Here is a 10,802-nt window from a genome sequence, read left to right as displayed (position 1 = left end):
CGGGCTCTGGAAAGCGGTACCCTGCTAGAGAAATCTTCGACAAGAAAATGCCCTCCAAACCGTTACGGCTCAGAGGGCATTTTAACAAATCAACCCAAAAGCGTCAACACTTTAAACTACCGGCTAGACATCGCTGCGTCAGGGCTTTTTTTTGGAGGGCGGCATGCAGCCGCCAAATCACACTAACTCGTGCTTACATGTGGTCAATCATTACTTGACCGAAGCCCGAGCAACTCACCTGCGTGGCGCCGTCCATCAGGCGTGCAAAGTCATAGGTGACCTTTTTGCTGGCAATTGAGCGTTCCATCGATTTGATGATGACATCGGCCGCTTCCAGCCAGCCCATGTGGCGCAGCATCATTTCTGCAGACAAAATTTCAGACCCCGGATTCACGTAGTCTTTGCCGGCGTACTTGGGTGCGGTGCCGTGGGTGGCTTCAAAACAGGCGACTGAATCAGACAGATTGGCGCCGGGCGCAATGCCGATGCCGCCCACTTGTGCAGCCAGCGCGTCGGATACGTAGTCACCGTTGAGGTTCAACGTGGCAATCACGCTGTACTCGGCGGGACGCAACAAAATCTGCTGCAAGAAGGCATCAGCAATGCTGTCCTTGACGATGACTTCTTTACCCGACTTGGGATTCTTGAATTTGCACCATGGGCCACCATCAATCAATTCAGCACCAAACTCTTTTTGTGCCAAGCCGTAAGCCCAGTCACGGAAGCCGCCTTCGGTGAACTTCATGATGTTGCCCTTGTGCACGATAGTGACGCTGGGCTTGTCGTTGTCAATGGCGTACTGAATGGCCTTGCGCACCAGGCGCTCGGTGCCTTCGCGCGACACCGGCTTGATGCCAATGCCAGACGTGTTGGGGAAACGAATCTTGGTCACACCCATCTCATCCTGGAGGAATTTGATGAGTTTTTTGGCCTTGGGCGACTCCGCTTCGAATTCAATGCCTGCGTAAATGTCTTCCGAGTTTTCACGGAAGATGACCATGTTGGTCTTGTGCGGCTCTTTCACCGGGCTGGGCACGCCTTCGAAATATTGAATCGGGCGCAGGCACACATACAGGTCAAGCTCTTGGCGCAGCGCCACATTCAACGAACGAATGCCACCGCCCACGGGTGTTGTCAGCGGACCTTTGATCGACACCACGTATTCGCGCAGTGCAGCCAATGTTTCTTCAGGCAGCCAAACGTCCGGGCCATAAATTTTGGTGGACTTTTCACCGGCGTAGACCTCCATCCAGTGGATTTTTTTCTTACCCCCATAGGCCTTGGCCACGGCTGCATCTACCACTTTCATCATCACCGGGGTGATGTCAAGACCAGTGCCGTCGCCTTCAATGAACGGAATGATGGGCTGGTCTGGCACGTTCAATGAATAGTCTGCATTGACGGTAATTTTTTGGCCTTCTGAGGGCACCTTGATGTGCTGATACATGGAATTTTGTCTCCGTGGGTTGATCAATCATCTTGTTTGGGCCGCTTACCCATGGCTTTTGAGCCCTGGGTGCCCATCTGAGTTTTTTATTCTATTCCGAATAAATTTGCAGACCGTGTCAACCAGCCCGCAAGTGCCCGCGTTGTACTGTCACCTTCTTTGAATTTGAAGGTTTTTTGCATCAACGTTATCTCAAGGAATATTACACATGAACAAAATCCTCGCTGCTCTGGTTGCTGGTCTCTTCGCTGCTGGCGCTTTCGCTGCTGCCTCTGCACCTGCTGCTGCCGCTGCTCCTGCTGCCGCTAAAGTCGAAGCTGCTGCTCCTGCTGCTGCTGCTGCTGAAAAAGCTGCTCCTGCAAAGAAGGCTGGCAAAGCCAAGAAGGCATCCAAAGCCAAGAAGCCAGCTGCCAAGGCATCTGCTGCCATGTAATCACTGCCTCACGGCTTGGTTCAAAAAAGCCCGCTCAAGCGGGCTTTTTTACGCCCTGCTTTTCAAGTGACTCTTTTGAATGCGTCAAAATTAAGCCATGAAACTTTTTACTGCCAGTCTCTTCGCGCTAATTACCACTTGCTGCACACTGGGCCATGCGCAGGACGCGCCTCAAGTGAACTTGCCGCGCACCAAAATCACAGCAGGCATGCACCTGATTGACACACAGGTCGCAGCCACACCGGAACAGCGCGCCACAGGCCTCATGTTTCGCCAACAAATGCCACAGGGTGAAGGCATGTTGTTCATCTTTGATCAGCCGAGTGAGCAATGCTTCTGGATGAAAAACACCCTGTTGCCACTGACCGCCGCCTTTGTGGCCGACGATGGCACGATCGTCAACCTGGCCGACATGAAGCCACAAACCACCGAATCGCATTGCTCGGAAAAGCCGGTGCGTTATGTGCTGGAAATGAACCAGGGCTGGTTTGCAAAAAAAGGCATCAAGGCGGGTTTCAAGCTCAGCGGCCGGCCATTCAGCGCCAAGTGACGCTCTGTCTCGCCCTGTCACACACGAGTGAATGCCTCTTCAGCTTGTCAAAATGCTATTTAAAATAGTAGCTGTCTGCGCATAATTCATAAGGGCTAGAGGCCTAAATTGCATAAAAAAACCACCCGAAGGTGGTTTTTTTGTGTCAGCGCGCGAGCACTTCAGGCAAAGTTGGCTTCGGCAAAACGCCAGTTCACCAAATTACCCAGGAAAGTCTCAACGTATTTGGGGCGTGCGTTGCGGTAGTCGATGTAGTAGGCGTGCTCCCACACGTCCACGGTCAGCAGGGCTTTGTCGCCGGTGGTGAGCGGCGTGCCGGCTGCACCCATGTTGACGATGTCCACAGTGCCGTCGGCCTTTTTCACCAGCCAGGTCCAGCCGGAACCGAAGTTGCCCACGGCCGACTTGACGAAGGCTTCCTTGAAGGCTGCATAGGAGCCCCATTTGGCGTTGATGGCCGCGGCCAAAGCGCCGGTCGGTTCACCGCCACCGTTGGGGGTCATGCAGTTCCAGAAAAAGGTGTGATTCCAGACCTGGGCTGAATTGTTGTAAATGCCACCGCTGGATTTCTTGACGATGGATTCGAGGTCCATGCTCTCAAACTCAGTGCCCTTTTGCAGGTTGTTGAGGTTGACGACATACGCGTTGTGGTGCTTGCCGTAGTGGTACTCCAGGGTCTCTTGCGAGTAGTGGGGTGCCAGGGCATCCATGGCAAAAGGCAGGGGGGGCAAAGTATGTTCCATGAAATCCTCGGTGTGGTGGTGTTGGAAAACGATTGATTGTAAAAGTTTCAGGGCTGGGTGTTGACCACGGTCAAATCAACCGCGCCATCGGCAAGGGTAGCTGTAATGGCTTGCCCCACATAAATCTGCTGGCGAGAGCTCACGGTTTGACCCTGATCGTCGCTCAGCCAAGCATAGCCACGCTGCAGCACCAGATGCGGGTCAAGCAACTCCAGCCTGAGTGTGGCACGCGCCAGGCGCTGCGCCTGGCTTTGCATGCCGCGTTGCAGGGCCTGCGGCATTTGAACCGCCAGGTGATCCAGATGCAGTTGCCGGCGTGCCAGCGCATGGCGCAACCCCGCCTGGAGTTTTTGTCCACTGGCAGCCAGCCGAAGCTGCTGCTCGGCCACGCGGTTGGAGGGCCGACCCAGGCGCGCCGATGCGCCGTCCAGTCGCTGACTCTGGCGGTCCAGTTGGCGCGTCAACGCGTCTTGCATGCGCTGCGCCATGTGCGTCAAGGCGTTCAGCCAGACCTCTTGCGGTTGCGCCACCAGCTCAGCGGCAGCGGTGGGAGTGGGCGCGCGCAAGTCGGCCACAAAGTCAGCAATGGTGAAGTCTGTTTCATGGCCGACCCCACACACCACTGGCACCGGGCTGCTGGCAATGGTGTGCGCCAATGCCTCGTCGTTAAAGGCCCACAAATCTTCCATGGCACCACCGCCACGCACCAACAAAATCACATCCACCACGGGTTTAAAGCGTTTGCTCTTTTTATAAGCTAAATCAGCCTCTGACCCTTGTCCTGATTGCGTAAGTAGATACAATTTTGATAGCGCACCAACCAACTCCGACGAGGCATTGGCGCCTTGCACCGAGGCAGGCACCAGCACCACAGGGATGTGCGGCACACGCCGCTGCAGCGCCGTGACTACGTCATGCAAGGCGGCAGCGCCCAGCGAGGTCACCAGCCCGATGGCGCGCGGCATGGGTGGCAGGGGCCGCTTGCGTGCGGCATCAAACAGGCCCTGGGCTTCCAGCTTGGCCTTGAGCTTTAGAAATTGCTCGAACAGGTTGCCCTGGCCGGCGCGCGTCATGCGCTCCACAATCAACTGCAAGTCGCCGCGCGCCTCATACACACCCAGGCGGCCGGTCACCTCGACCAACTCGCCATCACGTGGCGCAAAGTCAAGGCTTGTGGCGGCGCGCTTGAACATGGCACAGCGCAATTGGCCTGACTCATCTTTCATCGAGAAATAACAATGACCGCTGGCCGCACGCGAAAAGCCTGTCAGCTCGCCTCGCACCGTGACTGGGTTAAAACGGGCTTGAAGTGCATCGGCAATGGCGCGACACAACGCGCCCACTTGCCAAATGCGAGCAGAGACCTGAGGAATGACGGGCTCAAACACCTGAAATGTCCTTGTTAATGGCATGCACACCGGCAAGTAATCCACAGTTGGGTGCATCCAGTGTTGCCCCAAAAAAAATAGCACAGACGCTCGAGTTGTCGTAAAAAGTCATTGATTTCATTGAGTTTTTTATCTGCTTAAATAGTCATCAAACCGTCACAAGCCGCGCCAGACGTGGCTTTGAGGCACTGCCGCATGGGCTTCTCCACAAAGTTATCCACAGAAATTGTGGGCAGTTGGCCATTGCGCTTGGCTGGCTGCCGCGGCAAAGTGACTGACAGACAGGATGCGAATCCAGCACACGCTGCGCCATAATCACCCAGCATTTTTTTCATCAGCGGAGTCCCAATTTGTTTTCCATCATACAAGCCGCAGGCTGGCCCATTTGGCCCTTGATCGCCTGCTCGGTGCTGGCCCTGGCGCTGGTGATTGAGCGTTTTGTCAGCCTCAAAACCAGCAAAATAGTGCCCCCAAAGCTGCTTGACGAGGTGATGGCCGTTACCCGCAGCAACGTGCCCAGCCCGGACGTGGTGAACCAACTGGAAAAGAACTCGGCATTGGGCGAGGTGCTCGCCAGCGGCTTGCGCGCACTCAATGCCAGCCCGCGTTGCAGCGAAGAAGAGTTGCGCTCCAGCATGGAGGGCACAGGCCGCTTGGTGGCGCACCGACTGGAACGCTACCTGAACGCCCTCGCAACCATCGCCTCGGCCGCACCGCTGATGGGGCTGTTTGGCACAGTGGTCGGCATGATCGAGATTTTTGGCTCGCAACCGGCCGGTGGCGCCACAGGCGGCAACCCGGCGCAGCTGGCACACGGCATCTCGGTGGCGCTTTACAACACCGCGTTTGGCCTGATCGTGGCGATTCCATCGCTGATTTTCTGGCGCTACTTTCGCGGTCGTGTTGACGAGTATTTATTGACGCTGGAGCTCTCTGCCGAGCGGCTGGCGCGCCACCTCAACACGCTGCGCAAATAGAGTTCAGCGCCATGAACTTTCGTCCGCGAAAAAAAGAAGAGCCCGAGATCAACCTGATCCCGTTCATTGATGTGCTGCTGGTGATCTTGATCTTTTTGATGCTTTCCACCACCTACAGCAAGTTCACCGAGATGCAGATCAAGCTGCCCACGGCAGACGTGGAAGCCCAGCGCGATTACCCGAAAGAGGTGCTGGTGTCGGTCAGCAGCGAGGGCGACTACAGCGTCAACAAGCAAGCGGTCAGTGGGCGCAGCGTGGCGGACTTGGCCAGCGCCTTGCAAGCCGGCGCAAAGGCAGGCAAGGAGTCGGTGGTGATCATCCACGCCGATGCCAGTGCCAAGCACCAGGCGGTGATCACCGTGATGGAAGCGGCGCGAGCCGCCGGCCTGGTCCAGATCACCTTTGCCACCCAATCCACACAGAACGGCTCACGCTAAGCCAATGACTCTGCCGCGCAGCCCCGCCTGGCAAGATCGCCTGCGTCAGGCTTGGACGCGGCGCGGTGTGTTGGCCTGCGCACTATGGCCAGTCTCGGTGCTGTTTGGCCTGCTGGTGCGGACGCGCCAGGCGCTGTACCGGTCTGGCTGGCTCAAGTCTGAAGGCGTGGCGGTGCCCTTGGTGGTGGTTGGCAATGTGGTGGTGGGCGGTGTTGGCAAAACCCCGGTGGTGATCGCGTTGGTGGCGCACTGGCAAGCGCAAGGCCTTGCTGTGGGGGTGATCTCGCGCGGCTACGGTCGGCGCACACAAGGCTGCTTTGAGGTGACGGCGCACAGCCAGGCGATGGATGTGGGCGACGAGCCCGCCCTGATTCAGCGGCGCACACAAGCGCCCACGTTTGTGGCCGAGCGCCGCATCGACGCCGCCCGCGCCTTGTTGGCAGCCCACCCGAAAACCCAGCTCATCGTCAGTGACGATGGCCTGCAACACCTGGCCCTGCGGCGTGACTTGGACATTGGCGTGTTTGATGACCGCGGCGTGGGCAACGGCTGGCTGCTGCCGGCCGGGCCACTGCGCGAGCCCTGGCCACGTGCCTTGGACATGGTGTTGCACACCGGCGCACATCCGGCGTTTGACGGCTTTCAGGCACAGCGCACCCTGGCCTGCGTGGCCTACCGGGCCGATGGCAGCACCATGGCGCTGGCCGAGCTGGCCGAGCTGGCCGAGCTGGCCGAGCTGGCCGAGCTGGCCAAGCGTCCAGCCTCACCCCAGCCATTGCTGGCACTGGCCGCCATCGCCCAGCCCGAAGTCTTTTTCGCCATGCTGGGCGCCCAAGGCGTCAACCCTGCAAAAACCCTGGCGCTGCCAGACCACTACGATTTAGAGAGCTTCTCACGCAATGAATACAAAGGCTACAGGCTTATTTGTACAGAAAAGGACGCGGTGAAATTGTGGTCTATACGACCCGACGCCTGGGCGGTGCCACTGCTCTGCACGCTGCCCGATACGTTCCTGAACGCGCTGAATCAACGCATTGGCGCGCTGCTGAAAACGGCCAAATCCGCCAATTGACCAAGCTATCATCACGCCATGGACACACGACTACTTGAACTATTGGTTTGCCCCGTCACCAAAGGGCCGCTTGAATTTGACCGCGACAAGAGCGAGCTCATCTCTCGCAGCGCCCGCCTGGCCTACCCGGTGCGCGACGGCATCCCGGTGCTGCTCGAAAACGAAGCCCGTACCCTCACCGACGAGGAACTCGGGCTGTAGGCCAAGCCAAACGCCCCACGTTTGGCATGCCAAAGCCAACCTGGCGGGCTTGCCATTTGACCCAGCATCTTGCGGCCAATCCCCGCAACGACATGCAATCGCAGGAGTGCCATCACGTGAGTTTCACTGTCCTGATCCCGGCCCGGCTGGCGTCTACCCGTTTGCCTAACAAACCCCTGGCGGACATTGCCGGCGTGCCGATGGTGGTGCGCGTGGCGCAACGTGTCGCCAGCATTGGCGCAACACAGGTGGTGGTAGCAGCAGACAGCCCGCTGATCATTCAAGCCTGCCAAGCCCATGGCGTGAAAGCCGTGCTGACACGGATCGACCATGCCAGCGGCAGTGACCGCCTGGCGCAGGCCTGCGATCTGCTGGGTCTGGATGACAACGACATCGTGGTGAACGTGCAAGGCGACGAACCCTTGATGGACCCAGCGCTGGTCAACGCGGTGGCCACACTGCTGATCAACACGCCAGCGGCCAGCATCAGCACTGCGGCCCATGAGATTGAGACGGTGGCTGATTTTCACAACCCCAACGTCGTCAAAGTCGTGTGCGACGCGTCTGGCCTGGCGCATTATTTCAGCCGCGCGCCGATTCCTTATCCAAGAGACACCCCCCAGCAATTGCCAAACCCCGCGCCGCTGCGCCACATCGGCATTTATGGCTACCGGGTCGGATTTCTGCGCCAATTCCCTACCCTGCCCCAAGCGCCCACCGAACTGGCAGAGTCACTGGAACAACTGCGCGCCATGTGGCACGGCCACCGCATTGCCGTGCACATCACCAACCACGCACCAGGCCCTGGCGTTGACACCCCCGAAGATCTGGACCGGGTGCGGCGGCTCTTTGACACATGAACGCTGCGGTGTAAGCCAGCCAAAAGCTCGTGCGTGATATTCTCCAAGCCAAATTCTGAGCCCAGACCGCGTTGATACGTTCACCTGGGCCGTTTCCCCTTTTTTATTACTCACCCGAGGACACACATGAAACTCATTTTGTTGGGCGCACCTGGCGCGGGCAAGGGCACACAAGCCACCTTCATTTGCCAAAAATACGGCATTCCACAAATCTCCACGGGTGACATGCTTCGCGCCGCCGTCAAGGCTGGCACGCCGCTGGGCGTTCAAGCCAAACAAGTGATGGACGCCGGTGGTTTGGTCAGCGACGACCTGATCATCAACCTAGTCAAGGAACGCATTGCCCAGCCTGACTGTGCAGATGGCTTTTTGTTTGACGGCTTTCCGCGCACCATTCCGCAAGCCGATGCCATGAAAACGGCGGGTGTTCAACTGGACTTCGTGCTGGAGATTGACGTGCCGTTTGACGCCATCATTGAGCGCATGAGTGGCCGGCGCTCACATCCGGCATCCGGGCGCACCTACCACGTCAAATTCAACCCGCCCAAAGTGGCTGGTGTGGACGACGTGAGTGGCGAGCCGCTGGTACAGCGCGCTGATGACCAGGAAGAAACAGTCAAGAAGCGTCTGGACGTGTACAGCGCCCAGACCCGCCCGCTGGTCGACTACTACTCGGCCTGGGCCAAGGCCGAACCTGCGGCTGCGCCCAAATACCGCGCCATCAGCGGCACCGGTGGCGTCGATGAAATCACAGCTCGGGCGTTTGCAGCCCTCAGCAGCTAAATCCCGCTTCAAGCCACGGCCTGCTACCCATCAAAAAGGCCTGATGCCCGCTGCGGTGTCAGGCCTTTTTTGCGTCTGGACTTTCTGCCATCAACGCCAACATCAGCGCAATCCGGGCCTTGACGGGGGACAAGCCCGCAGAGTGCGCAAACTCGGCATTGGCTGCGGGCAGCACTCGCCCGTTGGCGCAGCGTGAGGCGCGCACCACGTGAACACCTTGCGCTTGTGCCCGGCGCAGCGCTGCCTCCAGATCGACATGGATCGTGCCGTTGCCCGTGGCCGCCACCACCAAGCCGCGCAAGGGTGTCACGCCAGGCAAAGGCAACAGCAACGCATCGACGACAGCGCTGCTGCCGCCAGCGTGGTTCATGACAATCTCGACACGCGGCCAATGGGCCTTAAAAGCAATATTTTCAATAGCTACTCGCGCTTTATTTGTAAGGGCTACAGGCCAATTTCTCAGTAGCCTTAACTCAGCCTCTTCCACATAGCCCAAAGGCCCGGCATCGCCCGAGTTGAACGCATCGATGCGGTAAGTGTGGCTTTTTTGCACATCCAACGCGGCATGGATGCTGCCCGCACATACGGCGACCACACCCTGTGCGCCGGGTGCCAAAGCCACGGCCACGGCATCCAGCAGATTTTGCGGGCCATCGGGGGCCGAGCTGCTGGCGGGTCGCATGGCGGCCGTCAGCACCACCGGCTTGGCATTGATCTGCGCAGCAGGCAACACCGCCTGCAGAAAATAAGCAGTTTCCTCCAGTGTGTCGGTGCCGTGGGTGATCACCACCGCCTGCACATCCGGGGCGGCCAAATGGGCACTGACACGCTGCGCCAGCGCCCCCCAAATAGCAAAACTCATGTCCTTGCTGTCGACTTGGGCCACTTGCTCACTCACCAAGTCACGCCCAGCCAACAAGGCTGGCAGACCCGGCACAGCCGCCAGAAGCTGCGCCACCCCAACCTGGGCAGCGGTGTAGCCAATGTTGTCAGCGGCACTTGCGGCTGTGCCGGCAATGGTGCCGCCCGTGCCTAACACCACGATTTTTTTCAGGTTCAGGTTAGATACCACTTGCGAACTTTCATAAACTGGTTAAAAATACAGTTACTGGATAGGAAAACAGTGTTTTAGCCTTTGCCACACACGTGGTCCAACCCAGCCCTTTGTTTGTCTATTGCCGTTCACAGGAGTCACCATGCTCACCAGACCCAAGCTCACCGATCGCCAGCAACAGATTCTCGATCTTATCGAGCGCGCCATTGCACGCACCGGCGCCCCGCCAACCCGGGCCGAAATCGCCACCGAACTGGGCTTCAAGTCTGCCAATGCAGCCGAAGAACATTTGCAGGCGCTGGCACGCAAAGGCGCCATTGAGCTGGTCAGCGGCACCTCACGCGGCATTCGCCTGCGTGACGATTCGCTGCGTGCCATCAACGAGTCGCGCAACAAACCCTTTGCCTCAGCCCTGGCAGGGCTGGCACAACTGGCACTCCCCCTGATTGGGCGCGTGGCAGCGGGCTCACCCATCCTGGCGCAAGAGCATGTAGACCGAACCTTCTATGTCGAAGACAGCCTGTTTCAGCACAAGCCAGACTACCTGCTCAAGGTGCGCGGCATGTCCATGCGCGACGCCGGCATCATGGACGGCGACCTGCTGGCGGTGCAAAGCACCAAGGACGCCAAAAATGGCCAAATTGTGGTGGCGCGACTGGGTGACGAAGTCACCGTCAAGCGCTTCATGCGTCATAACAACCTGATTGAGCTGCACCCGGAAAACCCCGACTACCAAACCATCGTGGTGGATCCCGGCGAGCCTTTCGAGATCGAAGGCTTGGCTGTGGGCCTGATTCGCAACACCATGTTGATGTAACGCCCAAAACAGAAACCAAAGCCCAACGCCTGCCCGATCC

The 10,802-nt window shown here is 58.5% G+C and carries 14 protein-coding genes; 10 read left to right on the top strand and 4 right to left on the bottom strand.

From position 1 onward, the window contains the following. Positions 1-186, top strand: a 186-nt coding sequence (locus PHQ58_RS19120) for a hypothetical protein (protein WP_300114280.1), incomplete at its 5' end; no start/stop codon positions are given. 7 nt (positions 187-193) lie between these two features. On the opposite strand, the gene icd is transcribed toward PHQ58_RS19120, so the two are convergent. After that, the gene (icd, locus tag PHQ58_RS19115) at positions 194-1,447 is read right to left on the bottom strand and encodes an NADP-dependent isocitrate dehydrogenase (protein WP_300114277.1); all 1,254 of its coding nucleotides are present in this window, start codon (positions 1,445-1,447) and stop codon (positions 194-196) included. A gap of 208 nt (positions 1,448-1,655) precedes the next feature. Between icd and PHQ58_RS19110 the strand changes: the two genes are divergently transcribed. Beyond that, entirely contained in the window at positions 1,656-1,880 is a 225-nt protein-coding gene (locus tag PHQ58_RS19110; protein WP_300114274.1) for a hypothetical protein, read from the top strand. Between the two features lie 97 nt (positions 1,881-1,977). Then, positions 1,978-2,430, top strand: a complete 453-nt coding sequence (locus PHQ58_RS19105; RefSeq protein WP_300114271.1) for a DUF192 domain-containing protein — start codon at positions 1,978-1,980, stop codon at positions 2,428-2,430. Positions 2,431-2,591: 161 nt separating this feature from the next. On the opposite strand, the gene PHQ58_RS19100 is transcribed toward PHQ58_RS19105, so the two are convergent. Together PHQ58_RS19100 and xseA are read right to left on the bottom strand one after the other, a co-directional pair. Continuing rightward, entirely contained in the window at positions 2,592-3,173 is a 582-nt protein-coding gene (locus PHQ58_RS19100) for a Fe-Mn family superoxide dismutase (protein WP_300114268.1), read from the bottom strand. Positions 3,174-3,220: 47 nt separating this feature from the next. After that, the gene (xseA, locus tag PHQ58_RS19095; protein ID WP_300114265.1) at positions 3,221-4,561 is read right to left on the bottom strand and encodes an exodeoxyribonuclease VII large subunit; all 1,341 of its coding nucleotides are present in this window, start codon (positions 4,559-4,561) and stop codon (positions 3,221-3,223) included. 350 nt (positions 4,562-4,911) lie between these two features. On the opposite strand from xseA, the gene PHQ58_RS19090 reads away from it, so the two are divergent. The 6 genes from PHQ58_RS19090 to adk all read left to right on the top strand — a co-directional run bounded on the left by PHQ58_RS19090 (position 4,912) and on the right by adk (position 8,891). After that, positions 4,912-5,538 (top strand): MotA/TolQ/ExbB proton channel family protein, encoded by a 627-nt coding sequence (locus tag PHQ58_RS19090; RefSeq protein ID WP_300114262.1) that lies wholly within the window; start codon positions 4,912-4,914, stop codon positions 5,536-5,538. An 11-nt stretch (positions 5,539-5,549) separates the two neighbouring features. Then, positions 5,550-5,975, top strand: a complete 426-nt coding sequence (locus tag PHQ58_RS19085) for a biopolymer transporter ExbD (protein WP_300114258.1) — start codon at positions 5,550-5,552, stop codon at positions 5,973-5,975. A 4-nt stretch (positions 5,976-5,979) separates the two neighbouring features. Then, entirely contained in the window at positions 5,980-7,047 is a 1,068-nt protein-coding gene (gene lpxK, locus PHQ58_RS19080) for a tetraacyldisaccharide 4'-kinase (protein WP_300114255.1), read from the top strand. Between the two features lie 18 nt (positions 7,048-7,065). After that, positions 7,066-7,248 carry a Trm112 family protein gene (locus PHQ58_RS19075; RefSeq protein WP_300114252.1) on the top strand — a complete coding sequence of 61 codons (183 nt, stop codon included), beginning with the start codon at positions 7,066-7,068 and terminating at the stop codon, positions 7,246-7,248. 116 nt (positions 7,249-7,364) lie between these two features. Beyond that, positions 7,365-8,108, top strand: a complete 744-nt coding sequence (gene kdsB, locus PHQ58_RS19070) for a 3-deoxy-manno-octulosonate cytidylyltransferase (RefSeq protein ID WP_300114249.1) — start codon at positions 7,365-7,367, stop codon at positions 8,106-8,108. Positions 8,109-8,234: 126 nt separating this feature from the next. Continuing rightward, entirely contained in the window at positions 8,235-8,891 is a 657-nt protein-coding gene (gene adk, locus PHQ58_RS19065) for an adenylate kinase (protein ID WP_300114246.1), read from the top strand. A 58-nt stretch (positions 8,892-8,949) separates the two neighbouring features. Here the strand turns inward: adk and PHQ58_RS19060 are convergent, their stop codons facing one another. Then, positions 8,950-9,963 carry an asparaginase gene (locus PHQ58_RS19060; protein ID WP_300114244.1) on the bottom strand — a complete coding sequence of 338 codons (1,014 nt, stop codon included), beginning with the start codon at positions 9,961-9,963 and terminating at the stop codon, positions 8,950-8,952. Positions 9,964-10,087: 124 nt separating this feature from the next. On the opposite strand from PHQ58_RS19060, the gene lexA reads away from it, so the two are divergent. Beyond that, positions 10,088-10,762: a transcriptional repressor LexA gene (gene lexA, locus PHQ58_RS19055; protein WP_300114241.1), complete on the top strand. Its 675-nt coding sequence runs from the start codon at positions 10,088-10,090 to the stop codon at positions 10,760-10,762. The last annotated feature ends 40 nt before the right edge of the window (positions 10,763-10,802 follow it).

This window comes from Rhodoferax sp., from assembly GCF_028688795.1.
GTDB lineage: Bacteria > Pseudomonadota > Gammaproteobacteria > Burkholderiales > Burkholderiaceae_C > Rhodoferax.
This window is presented reverse-complemented; position numbering and strand designations above follow the sequence as displayed.